The organism is Streptomyces sp. NPDC093065, from assembly GCF_044754585.1.
GTDB lineage: Bacteria > Actinomycetota > Actinomycetes > Streptomycetales > Streptomycetaceae > Streptomyces.
Genome location: NZ_JBIVPJ010000002.1, coordinates 527845 through 547397 on the forward strand (window position 1 = coordinate 527845; position 19553 = coordinate 547397).

19 protein-coding genes and 1 pseudogene are annotated in these 19553 nt (G+C 71.7%); 10 read left to right on the forward strand and 10 right to left on the reverse strand.

The window, feature by feature from the left end:
• Positions 1 to 10: 10 nt before the first annotated feature.
• Complete coding sequence (locus ACIQFU_RS05320) at positions 11 to 352, reverse strand: hypothetical protein (protein ID WP_402549092.1); 342 nt, start codon at positions 350 to 352, stop codon at positions 11 to 13.
• Between the two features lie 109 nt (positions 353 to 461).
• On the opposite strand from ACIQFU_RS05320, the gene ACIQFU_RS05325 reads away from it, so the two are divergent.
• Positions 462 to 815: a hypothetical protein gene (locus ACIQFU_RS05325; RefSeq protein ID WP_402549093.1), complete on the forward strand. Its 354-nt coding sequence runs from the start codon at positions 462 to 464 to the stop codon at positions 813 to 815.
• A gap of 230 nt (positions 816 to 1045) precedes the next feature.
• Positions 1046 to 2293, forward strand: coding sequence for an Ig-like domain-containing protein (locus ACIQFU_RS05330; protein WP_402549095.1), 1248 nt, complete (start codon positions 1046 to 1048; stop codon positions 2291 to 2293).
• A 116-nt stretch (positions 2294 to 2409) separates the two neighbouring features.
• On the opposite strand, the gene ACIQFU_RS05335 is transcribed toward ACIQFU_RS05330, so the two are convergent.
• Entirely contained in the window at positions 2410 to 2928 is a 519-nt protein-coding gene (locus ACIQFU_RS05335; protein WP_402549096.1) for a carboxymuconolactone decarboxylase family protein, read from the reverse strand.
• A 178-nt stretch (positions 2929 to 3106) separates the two neighbouring features.
• On the opposite strand from ACIQFU_RS05335, the gene sigJ reads away from it, so the two are divergent.
• Entirely contained in the window at positions 3107 to 4111 is a 1005-nt protein-coding gene (gene sigJ / locus ACIQFU_RS05340) for an RNA polymerase sigma factor SigJ (protein ID WP_402549097.1), read from the forward strand.
• Here the strand turns inward: sigJ and ACIQFU_RS05345 are convergent.
• Entirely contained in the window at positions 4017 to 4892 is an 876-nt protein-coding gene (locus ACIQFU_RS05345) for a helix-turn-helix domain-containing protein (RefSeq protein ID WP_402549099.1), read from the reverse strand. The two genes, sigJ and ACIQFU_RS05345, sit on opposite strands and share 95 nt — an antisense overlap.
• 166 nt (positions 4893 to 5058) lie before the next feature.
• Between ACIQFU_RS05345 and ACIQFU_RS05350 the strand changes: the two genes are divergently transcribed.
• Both ACIQFU_RS05350 and ACIQFU_RS05355 read left to right on the forward strand, forming a co-directional pair.
• Positions 5059 to 6099, forward strand: a complete 1041-nt coding sequence (locus tag ACIQFU_RS05350) for an NAD(P)-dependent alcohol dehydrogenase (protein ID WP_402549100.1) — start codon at positions 5059 to 5061, stop codon at positions 6097 to 6099.
• Positions 6100 to 6262: 163 nt separating this feature from the next.
• A pseudogene (locus ACIQFU_RS05355) lies at positions 6263 to 7043 on the forward strand (SDR family oxidoreductase).
• A gap of 272 nt (positions 7044 to 7315) precedes the next feature.
• On the opposite strand, the gene ACIQFU_RS05360 reads toward ACIQFU_RS05355, so the two are convergent.
• A complete protein-coding gene (locus ACIQFU_RS05360; RefSeq protein ID WP_402549101.1) occupies positions 7316 to 8350 on the reverse strand; it encodes an aldo/keto reductase in 1035 nt (344 codons plus the stop codon).
• A 164-nt stretch (positions 8351 to 8514) separates the two neighbouring features.
• Here ACIQFU_RS05360 and ACIQFU_RS05365 point away from each other — a divergent pair, with 164 nt between their 5' ends.
• Entirely contained in the window at positions 8515 to 9111 is a 597-nt protein-coding gene (locus ACIQFU_RS05365; RefSeq protein ID WP_402549102.1) for a TetR/AcrR family transcriptional regulator, read from the forward strand.
• A 120-nt stretch (positions 9112 to 9231) separates the two neighbouring features.
• Positions 9232 to 11295: a restriction endonuclease gene (locus tag ACIQFU_RS05370; RefSeq protein WP_402549103.1), complete on the forward strand. Its 2064-nt coding sequence runs from the start codon at positions 9232 to 9234 to the stop codon at positions 11293 to 11295.
• Here the strand turns inward: ACIQFU_RS05370 and ACIQFU_RS05375 are convergent.
• The gene (locus tag ACIQFU_RS05375) at positions 11241 to 11888 is read right to left on the reverse strand and encodes a DUF4291 domain-containing protein (protein ID WP_402549104.1); all 648 of its coding nucleotides are present in this window, start codon (positions 11886 to 11888) and stop codon (positions 11241 to 11243) included. The two genes, ACIQFU_RS05370 and ACIQFU_RS05375, sit on opposite strands and share 55 nt — an antisense overlap.
• A 95-nt stretch (positions 11889 to 11983) precedes the next feature.
• On the reverse strand, positions 11984 to 13237 hold the full coding sequence (locus ACIQFU_RS05380) for an FG-GAP-like repeat-containing protein (RefSeq protein ID WP_402549105.1): 1254 nt from the start codon (positions 13235 to 13237) through the stop codon (positions 11984 to 11986).
• Positions 13238 to 13366: 129 nt separating this feature from the next.
• On the opposite strand from ACIQFU_RS05380, the gene msrA reads away from it, so the two are divergent.
• Positions 13367 to 13879: a peptide-methionine (S)-S-oxide reductase MsrA gene (gene msrA / locus ACIQFU_RS05385; protein ID WP_402549107.1), complete on the forward strand. Its 513-nt coding sequence runs from the start codon at positions 13367 to 13369 to the stop codon at positions 13877 to 13879.
• A 75-nt stretch (positions 13880 to 13954) separates the two neighbouring features.
• Here the strand turns inward: msrA and ACIQFU_RS05390 are convergent, their stop codons facing one another.
• Positions 13955 to 15073, reverse strand: coding sequence for a hypothetical protein (locus ACIQFU_RS05390; RefSeq protein ID WP_402549109.1), 1119 nt, complete (start codon positions 15071 to 15073; stop codon positions 13955 to 13957).
• A gap of 96 nt (positions 15074 to 15169) precedes the next feature.
• Between ACIQFU_RS05390 and ACIQFU_RS05395 the strand changes: the two genes are divergently transcribed.
• Complete coding sequence (locus ACIQFU_RS05395) at positions 15170 to 16324, forward strand: cystathionine gamma-synthase (protein WP_402549110.1); 1155 nt, start codon at positions 15170 to 15172, stop codon at positions 16322 to 16324.
• Between the two features lie 8 nt (positions 16325 to 16332).
• On the opposite strand, the gene ACIQFU_RS05400 is transcribed toward ACIQFU_RS05395, so the two are convergent.
• The 3 genes from ACIQFU_RS05400 to ACIQFU_RS05410 all read right to left on the reverse strand — a co-directional run bounded on the left by ACIQFU_RS05400 (position 16333) and on the right by ACIQFU_RS05410 (position 17958).
• The gene (locus ACIQFU_RS05400) at positions 16333 to 16590 is read right to left on the reverse strand and encodes a hypothetical protein (RefSeq protein ID WP_402549111.1); all 258 of its coding nucleotides are present in this window, start codon (positions 16588 to 16590) and stop codon (positions 16333 to 16335) included.
• Positions 16591 to 16756: 166 nt separating this feature from the next.
• Positions 16757 to 17281, reverse strand: coding sequence for an RNA polymerase subunit sigma-70 (locus ACIQFU_RS05405; RefSeq protein ID WP_402549112.1), 525 nt, complete (start codon positions 17279 to 17281; stop codon positions 16757 to 16759).
• 176 nt (positions 17282 to 17457) lie between these two features.
• On the reverse strand, positions 17458 to 17958 hold the full coding sequence (locus ACIQFU_RS05410; protein WP_402549266.1) for a MarR family winged helix-turn-helix transcriptional regulator: 501 nt from the start codon (positions 17956 to 17958) through the stop codon (positions 17458 to 17460).
• Positions 17959 to 18127: 169 nt separating this feature from the next.
• On the opposite strand from ACIQFU_RS05410, the gene ilvA reads away from it, so the two are divergent.
• Positions 18128 to 19357: a threonine ammonia-lyase gene (gene ilvA, locus ACIQFU_RS05415; protein ID WP_402549113.1), complete on the forward strand. Its 1230-nt coding sequence runs from the start codon at positions 18128 to 18130 to the stop codon at positions 19355 to 19357.
• Positions 19358 to 19553: the final 196 nt, after the last annotated feature.

Genomic DNA, 19553 nt, shown 5'->3' on the forward strand with positions numbered 1-19553 from the left:
TCAAGTTCTCTCAAAAGCCGAGGCGTTCCCGGCGGACCGAGTAGCCCACGAACCCGGCGCCGAGGCCGAGGCAGAGGGCGCCGCCGACGACGTACGGCGTGCTGTCGAAGCTGCCGGTGTCGGCCAGCCGGGTCGTGCCCTCGCCGGACGCCGCGGTGTCCGTGGACGCGGCGGCGGCCGTGTCCGCGGATGCGGCTCTCGCCTGGGCCGTGACCTGCGCAGACGGTGTCGCGGCCGCGGACTCGAGCACCGGTGTCTCGGTGGTCGCGTTGGCCGACGGGACGAACCACAGGGCACACAGCAGGCCGCCCGCGGCGGCGGCGGTCAGCAAGGAACGGCGAGCGGATGACACGGAATATCGATCCCCTTGTGGCGCTGGCGAATTGGCCGTGTGGGCAGATGTTAGTGAAAGGCGCGGGTCACAGGAAAGTCACGGGAGGGGTCGGCCTTACGCTCCGGGCATGAGCACTCCAGAGACATCACGGTTTGTACGGATTCGCGTCGAGCTGGTTCTCGAGGTCGACGACGAGGAGGCGGTCACCGGAGCCGCGCTGCAGGCCCTCGCCGGCGACGCCGACCTCTCCGAAGCGGAACGGGCCGACTCCGAGCGCGCTGTGACGGAGGACACCGCCGAGGCCCTGGCCCACCTGGTGGACCCGTTCGACCTGGTCGGCGCCGTGCCCGGGGTCGAGCTCCGGCAGGCCTCCTGGAGCAGTGAGCAGATCGACTACGACCCCGACTCGCCCGAGTGGGACCTCGACGAGGATGATGGCGACGAGAACGACCCGGAAGACGATGAAATGACGGTCGGCTGACGCGGTGTGAGGAAATTCCTGACCCCGGACGGCAACCGCCGTCCGGGGTTTCGTCGTCTCACGGTGCGCACTGACCGACACCTCTCCGCATGGCGTCCGCCCCCTGGGGCAAACGTGGTATGCCCCACACCCGTGAGCGATGTGGAACGGGACGAACCGGTCGTAGCGTTGAAAGTTATTGACGGGGTATCTCGGGGTTTCGGGAATCGGCAACGATGGAGAAGCGTGTGATGACGGACGGTAAGCGGCGCAAGGGCCTGGCGGCCGCGTCCGCACTGCTCGGCGGTGTGCTGGTGCTCTCGGCATGTTCCAGTAGCGACGCCGACACCTCCGGGGGTGGGGACAACAAGACCTCGCAGGCCGAGGTCGACGAAGCGGCGGCCAAGAAGACGTCCGAGGCCCAGATCAAGATCACGCCCAAGGGCGGCTCGGACAACGCCTCCATCAACAACTCCGCCGGCGTCACCGTGAGCAAGGGCACGCTCACCGAGGTGAAGATGACCGCCTCGGACGGCACCGAGGTCAAGGGCGAGATATCCGCCGACAAGACCAGCTGGAAGCCCGGCGGTCAGCTGGAGCGCGCCACCAAGTACCAGATCACCGCGACCGCGCAGGACTCCGAGGGCCGCGCCGCCCACGAGAACGCCTCGTTCACCACGGTCTCCCCGCAGAACAGCTTCATCGGGACCTTCACCCCGGACGACGGCAAGACCGTCGGCGTCGGGATGCCCGTGTCGATCAGCTTCGACAAGGAGATCACCGACAAGGCCGCCGTCCAGAAGGGCATCACGGTCAACAGCAGCAGCGGCCAGGAGGTCGCCTGCCACTGGTTCTCCACCCAGCGCATGGACTGCCGCCCCAAGGACTACTGGCAGGAGGGTTCGACCGTCACCCTCAAGCTGGCGCTCGACGGGGTCGAGGGCGCCGACGGCGTCTACGGCGTCCAGCAGAAGTCGGTCACCTTCAAGATCGGCCGCAACCAGGTCTCCTACGTCGACGCGAAGACCAAGCAGATGAAGGTCACGCAGGACGGCAAGACCGTCAAGACCATCCCGATCTCCGCCGGCTCCCCCGACAACAAGACCTACGAAGGCCAGATGGTGATCTCCGAGAAGTACAAGGAGACCCGGATGGACGGCTCGACCGTCGGCTTCACCGACGACGACGGCAAGGGCGAGTACGACATCAAGGACGTGCCGCACGCCATGCGCCTGAGCACCTCCGGCACCTTCATCCACGGCAACTACTGGGGCAAGGGCATCTTCGGCAGCGTCAACACCAGCCACGGCTGCGTGGGCCTGGAGGACGCCAAGGGCGCGGGCGACCCGAACACGCCGGGCGCCTGGTTCTACAACAACTCGATCGTCGGTGACGTGGTCGTCGTCCAGAACACCGGTGACAAGACCATCGCTCCGGACAACGGCCTCAACGGCTGGAACATGGACTGGGCCCAGTGGAAGGCGGGTTCGGCGGTCTGACGCCCCCGGCCCTCACCCCCTCGGCACGCACAGCGCCTGCCGCCCCGCAGCGGGGCGGCAGGCGCTGTCCCGTGTCCGGTGCGCGGACCTCGACGGCGGGTCGGCCGGTCGTCCCGTCAGTCGGTGTAGTTCTTCCCCGGGGGCCGACCGGGCACCGGCTTGGCGACCAGGGCGACCGGCACGAACAGGCTGAAGTGGCCCAGGGCCATGGTGAGATGCCAGATCTCGTCGGTGGCGTAGTGACGGGACAGCCTGGCGAACAGGTCGTCACCCACCCGGTCCCCGAAGGGGTTCGGGGTGAGGACGGCCTCCGCGAGTTCCAGCGCGGCACGCTCCGGCTCGGTGAAGCAGGGGGCGCTCTGCCACGTTGCCACGGCCGTGATGCGCCGCTCCTCCTCACCGGCCTTGCGCAGGGCCCCGGTCGCCGCGACGCCGTGGTAGGTGCTGCCGATCAGCTGTGCGCTGCGCAGGCGCATCAGGGTGAGGGTGGTCTGCGGGACCGGGCCGTTGCGGACGGCCTTCTGCACGGCCCCGGAGAGGGCCGTCAACTCCGGGTAGAGCCCGGTGGGGTCGGGCAGGCGCGACCGTGTCCCGTCCTGCCGTGCGGTGGTGGTCGTGTCCTCGGTGGTGGTCATGGCGGAGAGGCTCCTTCGAGTCGGCCGGACGTCGTTCCACCTCTCCGACACCGTGGCGCCCCCAAGTGTGAGCCCGCGCCCGGAGCGGGCCCCGGCCCGCATGTCACACATGGCCGCGCTGTCGCGTCGTAAGGGAGTGAGGACACGTGCGCAAGCGGCCGAAGGAGCGTCGGAAGCCATGACCACCCGATCAGCGCCGGTCACCGGCGAGCGGCGGCAATTGATCAACGTGGCCTACCGGATGCTCGGATCGCTGGCCGACGCGGAGGACGCCGTCCAGGAGGCGTACGCCCGCTGGTACGCGATGCCCGCGGGTCGGCAAGAGGCCGTCGGGTCCCCGGGGGCCTGGCTGACGACGGTCGTCAGCCGGGTCTGCCTCAACCACCTGCGCTCCGCCCGGGTACGGCGGGAGCACTACGTGGGTCAGTGGCTCCCCGAGCCGCTGGCCGACCCCGCCGAGCGGAACGCCGCACGGGCACCCGGTGTCGCCTCCGACCCGGCCGATCTGATCACCCTCGACGAGTCGGTCGGCATGGCCTTTCTGGTCGTCCTGGACTCGATGTCCCCGGCCCAGCGGGTCGCCTTCGTCCTCCACGACGTCTTCCGCTATCCGTTCCCCGAGGTGGCCAGGATCGTCGGCCGTACGCCGGCCGCCTGCCGTCGGCTCGCGTCCACGGCACGCCGGGGGATCCGCACCGCGCACGAGTCCGGCGCCACGTCGACGGCGCAGGACGCGGCCGTCGTTCGCGATCTCAAGCGGGCCTGGGAGACCAACGACGTCGATGCGCTCATCCGGCTCCTCGACCCCGAGGTGACGGCGGTCGGCGACGGGGGCGGCGTGGTGCGCACCCTGGAGCACCCGCTGCGGGGCAGCGAGCGGATCGTGCGGGGCATGCTCCGCTTCGGCCCGCGGCAGTCCGGGCAGACGCTGCTCGAACGCACGGTCAACGGGCGGCCCGGCCTGGTCGGCTGCCAGGACGGCGCCGTCGTGACGGTGTACTCCTTCGGCGTCTCGGGCCACCGCGTCCGCCACCTGTGGGCGATGCGCAACCCCGAGAAGCTGCGCTCCTGGGCGACGGCCTCCGGGGTCAGGCGCGCAGGGCGGCCGTCGCCTCCGTCCCCCAGCTCGCCAGCAGACGCAGCGCCTCCGCCGACGGTGAGCCCGGCTCGGCGTGGTACGTGACGAAGGCCTGTTCGTCGTCGTCGACCAGGCGGAACGTCTCGAAGGACAGGGTGAGGTCGCCGACCAGCGGATGCCGCATCCGCTTGACGCCGTAGCTCTTCTCCTTGACGTCGTGCGTGGCCCACAGGCGGCGGAACTCCTCGCTCTTCACGGAGAGTTCGCCGACCAGCGCGGACAGCCGCGGGTCGTCCGGGTGCCGGCCCGCGTCCATGCGCAGGAAGCTGACCATGTCGTAGGCCTTCTGGTCCCAGTCGACGAACAGCTCGCGGTAGTCCGGGTTCAGGAAGACCATCCGCGCCCAGTTCCGCTCGGCGGCCGGCAGCTTGCCCCAGTCGCCGAAGAGGGCCGCGGCCATCCGGTTCCAGGCGAGGATCTCCGAGCGGCGGCCCGTCACGTACGCGGGCACCGCGTCGATCGACTCCAGGAGCTGGAGCAGCGCCACCCGCACCGGCTGCTTGCCCCGCGGGGCCCCGGCCCGCCTGCGCTGCTGCTTCGGCTTCGCCAGGTGGGTCAGGTGGGCCTGCTCGGCGTCGGTCAGGCGCAGCGCCCGTGCGATCGCGTCGAGGACCTCCGCCGACACGTTCTGGCCGTTGCCCTGTTCAAGGCGCGTGTAGTACGCCACCGACACCCCGGCCAGCTGCGCCAGCTCCTCGCGCCGCAGCCCGGGGACCCTGCGCTGCCGTCCGTACGACTCCAGACCCACGTCCTCCGGCTTCAGCCGCGCCCGCCGGGTGCGCAGGAACTCGCTCAGTTCGGCCCGCCGGTCAAGCTGTCCATCCATGCTCCCAGTATCGCCGCACGTATTCCCGGTCGTACGCACACGAGCCTGTCCCCGCCGGTGGTACGCACGCCGGGCGTACGCAAAGCCGTGGTCTGGGTGGATCCGCAGGTCGCAGGCAGGGTGGAGGCATCCCCAGTCACGCCAAGAGAAACCCGGAGAACCCGGCATGACCACTGTCGCCGCGTACGCAGCACCCGCCGCCAAGGCCCCGCTGGAGCGCACCACCATCGAGCGGCGCGAGGTGCGTGAGCACGACATCCTGATCGACATCAAGTTCGCCGGCATCTGCCACTCCGACATCCACCAGGTCCGTGAGGGCTGGGGCGAGGCCATCTTCCCGATGGTCCCCGGCCACGAGATCGCGGGCGTCGTCTCCGAGGTCGGCCCCGGCGTCACCAGGTTCGCCGTCGGCGACCGGGTGGGCGTCGGCTGCATGGTCGACTCCTGCCGCGAGTGCGACAACTGCAGGGCCGGCCGGGAGCAGTACTGCACGGGCGGCAACGTGATGACGTACAACGGCATCGGCAAGGACGGCGAGCCCACCCACGGCGGCTACTCCGAGAAGGTCGTCGTCGACGAGAACTTCGTCCTCGGCATCCCCGAGGGCGTCTCCCTGGACGAGGCCGCGCCCCTGCTGTGCGCCGGCATCACCACGTACTCCCCGCTCAGGCGCTGGAACGCGGGTCCCGGCAAGAAGGTCGCCGTCGTCGGCCTGGGCGGCCTCGGCCACATGGCCGTCAAGCTCGCGCACGCCCTGGGCGCCGAGGTGACCGTGCTGTCGCAGTCCCTGCGCAAGAAGGACGACGGCCTGAAGCTGGGCGCCGACCACTACTACGCCACCAGCGACCCGGCCACCTTCGAGGAGCTGGCCGGCACCTTCGACCTGATCGTCTCCACGGTCTCGGCCCCGCTCGACCTCGGCGCCTACCTGGGACTGCTGAAGACGGAAGGCACGCTGGCCAACGTCGGCGCCCCCGAGGAGCCGGTATCGCTCAACCTGTTCGCGCTGCTCGGCGGCGGCAAGACCCTCTCCGGGTCCATGATCGGCGGCATCGCCGAGACCCAGGAGATGCTGGACTTCTGCGCGGAGCACGGCATCGGCGCCGAGATCGAGCTGATCGCCGCCTCCGAGGTCAACGAGGCCTACGAGCGCGTCCTGGCCAGCGACGTGCGCTACCGCTTCGTGATCGATACCGCGACGATCTGACCCACTCGGGAAAGAATCCCGGGATTCTTTCCCCTTCCCTGTCACACGGCCGCCCCGCCCCGGGTCATACCGCCACGACACACCGGCGGACGCCGGGGCGGGGCGGCCGTGCACCGGCACCGGCCCCGCTCCCCGGACGCCACGGACACCGGGAGCAGCAGCCATGACACACCCCTCGACCCCCTCCACCTCGCACACGCCCCTCCTGGTCACCGGCGGCACAGGGACCCTCGGCGGCCATGCGGGCGGCCGGCCGGGACGTACGCGTCCTCAGCCGGCACCCGCACCCCGACGCGGACTGCGTCGCGTACGTCACCGGCGACCTGAGCACCGGCGAGGGCGTCGAGCCGGCCGTCGACGGCGTGCACACCGTGCTGCACCTGGCGGGCGGTCCCAAGGGCGACGACGAGGCGACCCGCACCCTGGTGCGCGCCGCCGCCCGCGCGGACGTACGGCACCTCGTGTACATCTCGGTCGTCGGCGCCGACCGCGTCCCCCTCGCCTGGCTGCGCACCAAGCTGGAGTCGGAGCGGGCGATCGCCGACTCGGGCATCGGCTGGACGGTGCTGCGCGCGGCCCAGTTCCACGAGCTGACCCTGACGACGGTCGAGAAGCTGACCCGGCTGCCGTTCCTCCCGGTGCCGGGCGGGCTGCGGCTGCAACCGGTCGCCGCCCGCGAGGTCGCCGCACGCCTGGCCGAACTGACCCTCGCCGAGCCGTCCGGCCGGGTGCCCGACATGACCGGCCCCGAGGTCCTCGATCTGGCCACGCTGGCCCGTGCCTGTCTCGACCTGCGCGGCGGACGCCGGCGCCCGAAGCTGCCGGTGCGCATTCCCGGCAAAGCGGGTCGCGCTTACCGCTCTGGCGAGAACCTCACCCTGGAAGGCGCACTGGTCGGCAAGCTGACATGGGCCGAATTCCTGGCGGAGAGGGCGGCCGTATGAGTTCTCCCTCCTCCGCAAAGGCCGCAGGAATACCGTTTCTGCTGCACTTTGCGGCGAGATGCCGAATGCGGCACACGGCATGCCCGCCGTATCCCGGCGGGCATTGCTCCGGCCCGTTCGCAATTCGCCCACCCGTGTTCGCCATCCGTTGACCCGAGGTGTCCTCGTCGAGATGTACCGGGACGCCGGACCTACGCGGTGCGCCCGTACGTCGTCCCACCGCTTCCGGGGGCGTGGGGAGGCGGGGACGGGCCGGCCGGTGCGCCGACCGCTCAGCGGGTCGCCGGGCGGCGGCGTCGCAGCGACGGGTCGAGCAGCGCGGGCGTGGTGTCGAACTTCTCGTGCGCGGCCAGGTCGGTGCCCGGCGGGACGATCGCGTCGATCGCGTCCAGGACGTCGTCCGAGAGCACGGTGTCGGCGGCGGCGAGCTGGGAGCGCAGGTGGTCCAGGGTGCGGGGCCCGATAAGCGCGCCGGTGACGCCCGGGTGCGCGGTCACGAAGCCGAGCGCGAGCTGGATCAGGGTGAGCCCGGCCTCGTCGGCGACCGCGGCCAGCTTCTCGACGGCGTCGAGCCGGGCCCGGTTGGCGGGCAGCGCGGTGTCGAAGCGCTCGGGCAGGATCGCGGACCGGTGGGTGGCGACGTCCCGTCCCGCGCGTACCGCGCCCGACAGCCAGCCCGAGGCCAGCGGACTCCACACCAGCACGCCGAGCCCGTACCGCTCGGTCACGGGCAGCACGTGGCTCTCGATCCCGCGCTGGAGGAGGGAGTAGCTGGGCTGCTCGGTGACGTACCGGCTCAGCCGGTGCTCGCGGGCGGCCCACTGGGCCTCGACGATGCGGTAGGCGGGGAAGGCCGAGGAACCGAAGTACCGGATCTTCCCGGCGCGCTGCAGATCGGTGAGGGCGGACAGCGTCTCCTCGTCGCTCGTGTTCGGGTCCCAGCGGTGGATCTGGTAGAGATCGACGTGGTCGACCCCGAGCCGGCGCAGGCTGTTGTCCAGCTCGGTGACCAGCCAGCGGCGCGAGGCGCCCTGGTGGTTGGGCTCGTCGCTCATCGGCATGTACGCCTTGGTGGCCAGCACGATGTCGTCGCGGCGGCCGGCGATCGCCTTGCCGACCATCTCCTCCGACTCGCCGCCGCTGTACCAGTCGGCGGTGTCGATGAGGTTGATCCCGCCCTCCAGGGCGGCGTCGACGACGGCGGTGGCCTCGTCCTGGGTGGTGCGCCCGATGCTGCCGAAGTTCATGGCGCCGAGCGCGAGCGAGCTGACCTGCACTCCGGTGCGGCCCAAGGTGCGGTACTGCATGACGGTTCCTCCGCTGGGGTGGGCTGGGGGTGGATCGAGACATGACTTGGTGGCGGGCTCGCGGCTCTGGCATCATGAGGAGACCAAGCGGAACGCCGTCCCGTTTACTTGCCCAACGATACGGAACGACGTCCCGTTTATCAACCGGTGAAGGGAACAGCACGGTGAAGGACGGCGAAGCGGCGACGGGACAGGCGGCCTCCCGGCCCAAACGCGCGGACGCCCGGCGCAACGAGAAGACCCTGCTCGACGCGGCCGCCGCGGTGTTCGTCAGGTCGGGCGTGGAGGCCCCCGTACGCGACATCGCGGCCGAGGCCGGTGTCGGCACGGCCACGATCTACCGCCACTTCCCGACCCGGGCCGACCTCATCATCGGCGTCTACCGGCACCAGGTGGAGGCCTGCGCCGAGGCCGGCCCCGCCCTGCTGGCCGGCGGCCCGACCCCGTACGCCGCGCTCGCGAACTGGATCGACCTGTTCGTCGACTTCCTGGTCACCAAACACGGACTCGCCGCGGTCCTCCAGTCCGACAACGCCGGCTTCGAGACCCTCCACGCGTACTTCCTCGACCGCCTCGTCCCCGTCTGCACCGACCTCCTCACCGCAGCGACCGCCTCCGGCGAGATCGACACCGACGTCCGGGCCCTCGCCCTCATGCGCGGCGTCGGCAACCTCTGCATCGGCGCGGAAACCCCCGACCCGCGCTACGACGCGAGGCAGTTGGTGCGCATCCTGATCGCCGGGCTGCGCGTGGCGGGCTGATCACCCCTCTCGGCGAGAGGCGGCGAGTGGATGTGCGCCGCGACGATTGCTGGATAGAGTCGTCCCGCTACAACTGGTTGTGGGGACAACCAGATTGCTTGGGGGGAGGGTTGACAGCCCATGAGCCGTCGCACCACAGGTCATGTCGGAGTCTGGGCCGAGATGCAGCGGCAGCAGCAGCGCCAGCGGGAGACCGAGGCGCGGCAGCGCAGGCAGGAGGCCCAGCAGGCGCGGGCCCATGAGCGGCGCGCGGCACAGAGCCGCCGCGAGTACAAGCAGGCGGAGGCGGTCCGGCTGACGGAGGAGCTGGACGCGCAGGTCGCCGTGGTCCAGGGGCTGCTGGCCGCGGGGTGCCAGGCCCCGCCCTTCCGGTCCTCCTCCCTCATGCGTGCCGAAGAGGTCCAGCCCTTCGCGCCGGGGCCGCTCGCGCATCCCGTGACCATGCCGGACCCCGGGCGCTACCAGGCGCAGGGCGGCTGGACCGCCGGCCGGCGGGCACAGGTCCAGGAAGAGGCACGGGCACGGTTCGAACGGGACTGGCAGGCGGCCCAGGCCGCGGAGACCCGCCGCCGGGAACAACTCGCTTCGTACGAACGTGAGTACCGGCAGCGCTCCGAGGCGCAGCTGGCCGGCATACGCCGCCACAACGCCGGCGTGGCCGCGGCGGCCGAAGGGGTCGCGCGCAGGAACCCCGATTCCGTGGTCGAGTACTTCTCGGCCGCTCTCTACACCTCGGCGGCGTGGCCCGAGGGCTTCCCGCGCCGGGTCGCGATGGCCTACGACCCCGCAGCACGGCAACTGGTGCTCGACTGGGAGCTGCCCGCCGACGACGTCGTCCCCCGGTCCAAGTACGTCCGGTACATGTACGCGGCCGACCAGTACAAGGAAACCCCCCGCCCCGTGGGCCAGCGCAGGACGCTCTACAAGGACGTCCTCGCGCAGTGCGTGCTGCTCGTACTGCACGAACTGTTCGCCGCCGACGAGACCGGGGCGCTGGAGTCGGTCGCCCTGAACGGGTTCGTCGACGCACACGACCCCACGACCGGCCGGCGGGACCACATCTTCCTGGCCACCGTCATGGCCGAGCGCTCCGCGTTCCGCGCACTGCACCTGGCCCAGGTGGACGCGGGAAGCTGCCTGGCCGACGCGCTGCGCGGGCAGCTGTCGGCCCGCCCGGACCAACTCGCCCCGGTCAGGCCGGGCCGACGCCCCGAGGAGGTCGGCCAGCGCGTCGCCGCCCACGGCAGTGACGAGGAACCCGACCTGTACGAGATGGACCCGATCGCCTTCGAGGGCCTGGTGGCCGAGCTGTTCGAGGCCATGGGGATGCAGGCGGTGACCACGCAGCGCTCCAACGACGGCGGTGTGGACGTCCACGCGCTGGACCCGACGCCGATCCGGGGCGGGCAGATCGTCGTCCAGGTGAAGCGGTACCGCAACACCGTGCCGCCCACCGCCGTCCGCGACCTGTACGGGACCGTGCAGGACGCCGGGGCGAACAAGGGCGTCCTCGTCACCACGTCCGGGTTCGGCCCCGGCTCCCACACCTTCGCCAACGGCAAGCCGCTGGAACTCGTCGCCGGACCCGAACTCGTCGACCTGCTGCGCCGCCACGGCCTGCGCGGCCGGCTGGGTGGAGGCGGTCGCCGGAACGCCGCCCCGCCGGTCCCCTCACCCGCACCGGAACCGTCGTTGCCCGACGACTACAACGTCCTCGGCATGTCCTGGACGGGGAGCGTCGCGCTGGACGTGTGCGCCCTCGTGTGCCGGGGGAACCGCGTCCTGAGCGACGACCACTTCGTCTTCTACAACAACCCGCGGACCCCGGACGGCTCGGTACGGGCGCTGCCCGCCACGGCACCCGACAAGGCCGCGATCTGCGCCTCCTTCGACACCCTGCCGGACGACGCCGACCGTCTGGTACTGGTGGCCGCCGTCGACCCGGAGGTCAACCCGGACGCCGATCTGTCCGGTTTCACGGACGCCCGCATCCGCCTGCTCGACCCGGCCCTGACGGAACTGGGCCAACTCGAGGTCTCCGACGGCCGCCCGGCCGAGACCGCCCTGGTCCTCGGCTCCTTCCGTCGCAGATCCAACGGCGACTGGGACTTCGTCCTGGGCGGGAAGGGCTACTCGGGCGGCCTGGAGGAGCTGGTGCGCGACTTCGGCATCGAGGTGGACTGACCCGCCCGCAGGCCGCTCAGCAGTTCTTCCGCGGCAGGGTACGGCTGCTCCCGCGGCAGCAGGCTCCGGGCCGCGTCGAGGGCGCCGTCCCGTACGAGGGCGTGGATCTCGTGCGCGAGCGGGGTCACGTCGCGGACGGTGACCGTCCACTCGTCGGCGTACCGGCGGGCGGCCTCGCCGGACAGTCCCAGTTGCAGGGAACGGTACGGCAGGGGCCGGAGACCCAGGTCGCGCTCGGGGTCCCACTGGACGCGGGTGGGCGAGCGCTTCAACTCGCGCTGCCAGGCGGCCCGGTCGGTGTGCAGTCCGCGCACGTAGCTCGACAGGCACGCGTTGCGCAGGGCCCACTCGAAGCCCTCGCGACTGATCTCGACGGCCAGGACGATCTCCTGGCCCGCCTTGGCGGCCCACCCGCAGCGGTACATCATCCAGAGGAACGACGGCTTGATCCACGTCATCCTGTCCCGCTTCCAGGCCGCGGGAAAGCGTCCCTCGCGGGCGGCGGGGAGGCCGATCTCCGGGGAGTACGCCTGGTAGACGGTGACGGTGGACGGTGTGTGGGCCGCCCGGATCTCGTGCTGGGGCCGGGGCATGGCGTCCAGCCTGGGGCAACCCCGCTTCGCCCGGCCAGTGGTTTTCGTGGCCCGGGCCGGGTGAAGCGGGTCCCGTATCGGGGGCTTCGGACCTCCTAGAGGAAGCCGTTGAGGCCCCACCACTCGCCGTGCGTCGGCGTGCCGGACGTCAGGGAACCGTTGCCGCGGCCCCGGTAGGTGACCAGCCAGCCGAGGTTGCCCGGGTAACCGTCCAGCACGTACTTCTCGTTGGTCACGGTGGCCAGGTCGGGAACCCCGTCGCCGGAGAAGTCGCCGACCGGGAGGAAGTGCGCCATCGCGTTCCAGCCGCCGTTCCCGATGAGCGTGCGGGAGCCGAGCTTGCCGGCGGGGGCGCCCGGGTAGAGCCACAGCTTGCCGGTGGAGGCCTCACGCGCGTAGAGGTCGGGGCGGCCGTCGCCGTTCACGTCGCCCATGCCGACGAGCGCGTTCATGGCGTTCCAGCCGCCGGTGCCGATCAGTTTGCGCGCGCCGAGGCCGGCGGAGGCGCCCGGGTAGAGCCACAGCTTGCCCGTGGCCTTCTCGACGGCGACCAGGTCGGAGTGGCCGTCCCCGGTCAGGTCGCCGAACGCGGTGATCCGGCTCATGCCGTTCCAGCCGCCCGTGCCGATCAGCTTGCGGGAACCCAGGGCTCCGGTGCCCGTACCGGGGTACAGCCACAGCTTTCCGGTCGAGGCCTCGCGGGCGATCACGTCCTCGCGGCCGTCGCGGCTGAAGTCGCCGTGCCTGGTGAGGGCGCTCATGGCGTTCCAGCCGCCGGTGCCGATGAGCCGGCCGGTCGTGTCGCCCGGCGAGAACCAGAGCCGTCCGGCATCGTCCCGGGTGACGACGTCGGCCCTCCGGTCGCCGTTCAGGTCCCCGAAGCCCAGGGCCTTCGGCGAGGTCTCGGAGGACCATTCGGGGTAGGCGGGCTGACTGCACTCGCGCTCGGTCCGGACGAACTTGACCGAGCTGGTGGTCGCCACCGGGTACCCGCTGTACTCGCCGGGCCCGTCCGGCTTCTGGGCCCAGTAACCGCCCCACGGCGTGAAGTTCTTGTCCTCGTAGACGCAGGCGAAGCGTGTCGTGCGGTTGACGTACGAGCGGATCTTGTTGTCCCAGCCGCCCAGATCGGCGACGTCCTTGTTCGTCTTCCACATCGAGCCGCCCGCGCTCTCGCCCGTCCAGCCGCAGAAGTAGCCCGACGGACAGTCGTACGAGCTCGCGGCCGCCGGAGCGGTGCCCACGGCTGCCAGGCCCCCGCCGGCGAGCGCGAGGCCGACGAGCGTCGCCACCCCTCGGGTGAAACCATTCCTCACTGATGTACTCCCCTCCCTGTGCGCGGTGATCATATGGCCCGCCGGGAGGATGCGGAATCGCCGGGAGTCCTCATGCGTTGACGCAGGTGGGCGTGGAAGGCCGGTGATGCGCGGGCCGAGCAAGCCCGACCGACCGAGCCGTGAGAGATGTGGAGGAGCGCGATGGCTGCGCAGACGCAGAGGGCCGTACTGGCGGGCGGATGTTTCTGGGGGATGGAGGAGCTGATCCGCCGGCTCCCGGGCGTGACCGCGACCCGGGTCGGTTACACCGGGGGTGATGTGCCGAACGCGACGTACCGCGACCACGGCACGCACGCGGAGGCCATCGAGATCCTCTTCGACCCCGAGGTGACCGACTACCGCGCGATCCTGGAGTTCTTCTTCCAGATCCACGACCCGAGCACCCACAACCGCCAGGGCAACGACATCGGCCTCAGCTACCGCTCGGCGATCTACTACGTGGACGACGAGCAGAAGCGGACCGCCGAGGACACCATCGCCGACGTGGACGCCTCCGGACTGTGGCCCGGCAAGGTCGTCACCGAGGTGGAGCCGGCCGGCCCCTTCTGGGAGGCCGAGCCCGAGCACCAGGACTACCTGCAGCGTTACCCGGAGGGGTACACCTGCCACTTCCCGCGCCCCGGCTGGCGGCTGCCCGCCCGTACCCAGGGCTGACGGACACGACGCGGTGAGCGGGACGCGGTCCGGCCGGGTGACCGGCCGGACCGTCCGCACGAGGGCGCCCGGCGCTCAGTGCGGCAGTGTCGCCGGGCTCCCGCCGTTCGCCTCGTACCCCGCCACCGCGAGCGCGCGGTAGACCGCGAACTCCGCCGCCGGGTCGGCCGACAGGGTCCAGGGCAGCGCGCCGACGTGGCCGTCTATGGCCATCAGCTGGTTCATGGCCTCGGCCCAGCGCTCGCCGCGGACCAGGAAGAAGACCAGCAGATGGCGGACGTGCGCCTGCATCGGGTCGTCCGGGCCGGCCGAGTGGACCGCGTACAGCGCGCCGTGGACGGCCTTGGTGACGACCTCGCTCCGGTAGAAGCCGCTGACCAGGTTGACCTCGGGCAGGTGCTCGAAGACCGCGAAGAGCGGCATCGCCGCGAGCAACGAGCCACGCGGGGCGCGGGCGGCGGCCGCCTCGGCGAACGAGTACGCCAGTTCCCTGGAGCCGTGCCACTTCTCGCACCAGTACTGCAGGGCGGCCAGGTGCGCTCCCATGTGATGGGGCGCGCGGTCCAGGATCTTCAGCCAGAGCTGCTCGAACTCCTCGCGCGGGTAGCCGAGGCCCCGGGCCACCGACAGCTCGACGATGTACGGCACCGGGTCGCCGGGGGCGAGCAGCGCCGCCTCGCCGCAGGCCGCCCTCGCCTCCTCCATGATGATCCGGAACTCGTCCGTGCCCGGCGTCGCCGTCCGCCACGCCTGCTGCACCAGGAACTCGGCGTGCACCGCCGCGCCGCCCGCGTCCTTGGGCGCCTCGGCCCGCCACACCCGCAGCCACTGCCCGCCCGGCGTCTCCCCGACACCGCCGGGCCGCTGCCGCAGCTCCAGCGACGCGGCGCCCGCGAAGGCCTGGATCCGCTGCCAGCGCCGCTCGCCCCGCGCCTCCGTGCCGGCCAGCAGCTGCTGCGCCCCCCGGTAGTCCTGGGTGCGCTGCACCAGGTCCAGGACGTCCAGCAGGTCCTGGTCGGGGCCCGGCATGCGGACGTCCAGCTCCTCCTCGCGGGCGAAGCCGTAGTTCGCGGGGTCGGCGGCGTCCGGGTGACCGGGCTCGACCAGGCCGACCGCGCCGCGCCGGCGCCGCGAGACTTGGAGCAGCACGAAGCCGAGCATGACCAGTGCCATCAGGACCCAGAGAATCTCCATGTCTCAAGCGAACCAGACGCCGCCGACAATTGGCCAACCCGTCCCGCGCCCTGTGGAAAACGCGCGAGGCGTTCCGCACGGCTACCCTCGGTGCCCATGAGCGACAGGCACATCAGTCAGCACTTCGAGACGCTCGCGATTCACGCGGGCAACACCGCCGATCCCCTGACGGGCGCGGTCGTCCCGCCGATCTATCAGGTGTCGACCTACAAGCAGGACGGCGTCGGCGGGCTGCGCGGCGGCTACGAGTACAGCCGCAGCGCCAACCCGACGCGCACGGCCCTGGAGGAGAACCTCGCCGCCCTGGAGGGCGGCCGTCGCGGCCTCGCGTTCGCGTCCGGACTGGCGGCCGAGGACTGCCTGTTGCGCACGCTGCTGCGGCCCGGCGACCACGTGGTGATCCCGAACGACGCGTACGGCGGCACCTTCCGCCTCTTCGCCAAGGTCGCCACCCGGTGGGGCGTGGAGTGGTCCGTGGCCGACACGAGCGACGCCGCCGCCGTGCGGGCCGCGCTCACCCCGAAGACCAAGGCGGTGTGGGTCGAGACGCCCTCCAACCCGCTGCTCGGCATCACCGACATCGCCCAGGTCGCCCAGGTGGCCCGGGACGCGGGCGCCCGGCTCGTCGTCGACAACACCTTCGCCACCCCCTACCTCCAGCAGCCGCTGGCGCTCGGCGCCGACGTCGTCGTGCACTCGCTGACCAAGTACATGGGCGGGCACTCCGACGTCGTGGGCGGCGCGCTGATCGTCGACGACCAGGAGTTGGGCGAGGAACTGGCGTTCCACCAGAACGCGATGGGCGCGGTCGCCGGTCCGTTCGACTCCTGGCTGGTGCTGCGCGGCACCAAGACCCTCGCGGTGCGCATGGACCGGCACAGCGAGAACGCGACCAAGGTCGCCGAGATGCTCTCCCGGCACGCGCGCGTGACGAGCGTGCTCTACCCGGGGCTGCCCGAGCACCCGGGGCACGAGGTCGCCGCCAAGCAGATGAAGGCGTTCGGCGGCATGGTCTCCTTCCGCGTCGAGGGCGGCGAGCAGGCCGCCGTCGAGGTGTGCGACCGCGCGAAGGTCTTCACGCTCGGCGAGTCCCTGGGCGGCGTCGAGTCGCTGATCGAGCACCCGGGCCGGATGACGCACGCCTCCACGGCGGGCTCGGCCCTGGAGGTGCCCGCCGACCTGGTGCGCCTGTCGGTCGGCATCGAGAACGCCGACGACCTGCTCGCGGACCTCCAGCAGGCGCTCGGCTAGGGCGCGGCTCACCAGCCCTCCCAGCCGGTCACGGGTGGGGTCGTCTCCGAGGGCGGCTCCACCCACGGCTGCACTGTCAGCGCCCAGACCGCGAACGCCACGGCGGCGGCGCCCAGGACCAGCCACATCAGGCGCCGGGCGGCCCTCCTGCGCCGCAGTATGCGGGCGCCCCTGCGAACGGCCTCCGCGTAGAGGTCGGGCGGCACCCGCGGCGGCGACTGCTCCATGATCTGCCGCACGGCGGCCTCGCGCCCGGGGCGGTTCACCGGCACCTCCCGCCACGCCACGCCTGCGTGGCGGTCGGAGGACCGCTGCCGGCGACGGTCGCGGTGGCGCTGCCCGCGATCTCCGCAGTACCGCTGCCGGTGACGGTCGTAGCACTGCTCGTCGCCCACTTCGCCGTACGCGCGCTCCGGCCGGTCACCTCGCCCGTCATGGCGTCGCCGCCTTCGCCTCCGCTGTTTTCGCCGCCGCCGCCGCCGCCGGCCGGATCGGGGCGGGCCGCGGGTGCAGCACGGTGGCCGTCGCCCGGTCGCAGATCGTCCGGATCCGGTCCACGGGCAGTCCCAGCAGCGCGGACGCCTGTTCCTCGGCGACACCCTCGTACAGCCTGAGCACCAGGATCAGTCGCTCGTGCGGGGCGAGCCCGGCCAAGGGACCCACGGGACGCCGGCGGGCCCGGCCGAGCACGCCGTACCGGTGCCAGATCTCGCGGGCGAACCGGGTGGCCAGGAACTGGCGAGTGCGGTCGTACGGGTCCTCCCCGTGCAACCGGTCCCAGTACGCGTACGTGTGGGCCAGGCTCAGGGCCAGCAGGCGCCGCGCGCGCGGGTTGGCGTCCGGGGGCTCGGCGGTGAGCAGGGTGGCGGCATGCAGCAGCCGCCCTGCCGCGCCCGCGACGAACGCCTCGAACTCGCGGGCCCGGCGGGCACTGTGGGACGCATGCCGGTCTCGCACCGCGCCTCCCGCCCGGACGGCGACGACCCCTGAGGTCTCATATCAGGCCAGGGGCGGGCCGCCGGTCAAGGGTTCGGCGCGAACCACGCTCCCGAAAGCCCCGGAAAGCCTCCGAAGGCTCCGGAAAGCTCCGCGAGACGCGCGGAGGGAGGCTCAGGAGCCCGGCACGGGAGGGTTCAGGAGCCCGACGACGCGTCCGTGGCCGCCACGCCGGACGGGGCCATCCGGGCGGACAGAGCGCCGTTGAAGCGCGACAGGAGCGCGCAGAACGTCTCGCGCTCCTCCGGTGCCCAGTCGCGCGTCAGCTCGGCCATGAGCTGACGCCGGGACGAGCGGACCTCCTCCAGCCGCGCCAGGCCGCGCGGGGACAGCTGGAGGACCACCGCGCGTCCGTCCTCGGGGTGAGAGGTGCGCTTGACGAGTCCGGTGTCGACGAGCGGGGCCACCTGCCGGGTGACCGTCGAGGAGTCGATCCCCATGCTCGCGGCGAGCGCCTTCACACCCATCGGGCCCTCTGTGTCGAGGCGGTTGAGCAGCAGGTAGGCGGCGCGGTCCATGGAGTTGCGCACCTGCCCGACCCCACCGAGCCGGGTCTGTTCGGCACGCCGGGCGAAGAGCGCGACCTCGTGCTGGAGCGTCTCGAGAAGACCGGTGTCACCGGCGGTCGTCATGTCCATCGACATTTCAGGTGTTGTGGGCATGGCCGGGGGCTCACTTCGTGGAGGGCTGCTAATTGGGGGACAGGGTACGCGGCCGGGCGGCAAGGCGTACCTGCGCCGGACAAAGCGGGTCTCGGAGGTTGGTCACAACGGCACCGGGCGTCCGGGAACTGCGATGCTGGAGAGTATGAGCTACAGCACAGCGGCCCTGGTCGGTCCCGTCACCCTCGACGACGTGCGCGGAGCCCAGAAGATGCTCTCGGGCGTGGCGCGGGTGACCGCGATGGAGGGCAGCCGGCACCTTTCGCAGCTGGTCGGCTCGCCGGTGCACTTCAAGTGCGAGAACCTCCAGCGGACCGGTTCCTTCAAGCTGCGCGGCGCCTACGTGCGGATCGCCGGGCTGCTGCCCGAGCAGCGGGCCGCGGGCGTGGTCGCGGCGAGCGCGGGCAACCACGCGCAGGGTGTGGCGCTGGCGTCGTCGCTGCTCGGGGTGCGGTCGACGGTGTTCATGCCGAAGGGGGCGCCGCTGCCGAAGATCAGCGCGACCCGCGAGTACGGCGCAGAGGTGCGGCTGCACGGCCAGGTGGTCGACGAGACCCTGGCCGCCGCCCAGGAGTACGCCGAGCGGACCGGCGCGGTGTTCATCCACCCCTTCGACCACCCCGACGTCATCGCGGGCCAGGGCACGGTCGGGCTGGAGATCCTGGAGCAGTGCCCCGAGGTACGGACCGTCGTGGTCGGCGTCGGCGGGGGCGGACTGGCGGCCGGCATCGCGGTCGCGGTGAAGGCGCTGCGCCCGGACGTGCGGATCGTGGGCGTGCAGGCGGAGGGCGCGGCGGCGTACCCGCCCTCACTGGCCGCGGGGCGCCCGGTGGCCGTGGAGAACCCGGCGACGATGGCCGACGGCATCAAGGTGGGGCGGCCGGGTGACGTGCCGTTCGGGATCGTCGGCGAGCTGGTGGACGAGGTCCGCACGGTCTCCGAGGACGAGTTGTCGACGGCTCTGCTGCTGTGCCTGGAGCGGGCCAAGCTGGTCGTGGAACCGGCCGGGGCGAGCCCGGTGGCGGCGCTGCTGAGCGCGCCCGGCTCCTTCGAGGGGCCGGTGGTGGCGGTCCTGTCCGGCGGCAACGTGGATCCGGTGCTGATGCAGGGCGTGCTGCGGCACGGCATGGCCGCGCAGGGCCGCTACCTGGCGGTCCGGCTGCGGCTGACGGACCGGCCCGGCGCCCTGGCCACGCTTCTCGGGGTGCTGTCCGTGGTCGACGCCAACGTCCTCGACGTGAGCCACGTCCGGACCCACCCGCGGCTCGGACTCACGGAGGCAGAGGTCGAACTGCACCTGGAGACGAAGGGCCCGGAGCACTGCGCCGAGGTCGGCCGGGCGCTGCGGGAGGCGGGCTACACCGTCATCGCCTGACCCCCGGGCAGGGGGCGGCAGCCGCTTCACCACTCGTCCGTCGCCTACTCGTCCGCCGCCTACTCGTCCGTCACTCGTTCGGGCAAATCCGTTGTCGGACGCGATACATCGCGTTATGGTGTGTCGTAAATCGCTCGCTGAGCGCGGCGAAACGTACAAATCTAGGCTTTCCGAAGAATCCCCGACGACGTGGAGA

Excerpts from the sequence above, each read along its gene's own strand:
- ACIQFU_RS05325 (WP_402549093.1), top strand. The coding sequence starts at position 462 with ATGAGCACTCCAGAGACATCACGGTTTGTACGGATTCGCGTCGAGCTG.
- ACIQFU_RS05330 (WP_402549095.1), top strand. The coding sequence starts at position 1,046 with ATGACGGACGGTAAGCGGCGCAAGGGCCTGGCGGCCGCGTCCGCACTG.
- ACIQFU_RS05335 (WP_402549096.1), bottom strand. The coding sequence starts at position 2,928 with ATGACCACCACCGAGGACACGACCACCACCGCACGGCAGGACGGGACA.
- sigJ (WP_402549097.1), top strand. The coding sequence starts at position 3,107 with ATGACCACCCGATCAGCGCCGGTCACCGGCGAGCGGCGGCAATTGATC.
- ACIQFU_RS05345 (WP_402549099.1), bottom strand. The coding sequence starts at position 4,892 with ATGGATGGACAGCTTGACCGGCGGGCCGAACTGAGCGAGTTCCTGCGC.
- ACIQFU_RS05350 (WP_402549100.1), top strand. The coding sequence starts at position 5,059 with ATGACCACTGTCGCCGCGTACGCAGCACCCGCCGCCAAGGCCCCGCTG.
- ACIQFU_RS05360 (WP_402549101.1), bottom strand. The coding sequence starts at position 8,350 with ATGCAGTACCGCACCTTGGGCCGCACCGGAGTGCAGGTCAGCTCGCTC.
- ACIQFU_RS05370 (WP_402549103.1), top strand. The coding sequence starts at position 9,232 with ATGAGCCGTCGCACCACAGGTCATGTCGGAGTCTGGGCCGAGATGCAG.
- ACIQFU_RS05375 (WP_402549104.1), bottom strand. The coding sequence starts at position 11,888 with ATGCCCCGGCCCCAGCACGAGATCCGGGCGGCCCACACACCGTCCACC.
- ACIQFU_RS05380 (WP_402549105.1), bottom strand. The coding sequence starts at position 13,237 with ATGATCACCGCGCACAGGGAGGGGAGTACATCAGTGAGGAATGGTTTC.
- msrA (WP_402549107.1), top strand. The coding sequence starts at position 13,367 with ATGGCTGCGCAGACGCAGAGGGCCGTACTGGCGGGCGGATGTTTCTGG.
- ACIQFU_RS05390 (WP_402549109.1), bottom strand. The coding sequence starts at position 15,073 with ATGGAGATTCTCTGGGTCCTGATGGCACTGGTCATGCTCGGCTTCGTG.
- ACIQFU_RS05395 (WP_402549110.1), top strand. The coding sequence starts at position 15,170 with ATGAGCGACAGGCACATCAGTCAGCACTTCGAGACGCTCGCGATTCAC.
- ACIQFU_RS05410 (WP_402549266.1), bottom strand. The coding sequence starts at position 17,958 with ATGGACATGACGACCGCCGGTGACACCGGTCTTCTCGAGACGCTCCAG.
- ilvA (WP_402549113.1), top strand. The coding sequence starts at position 18,128 with ATGAGCTACAGCACAGCGGCCCTGGTCGGTCCCGTCACCCTCGACGAC.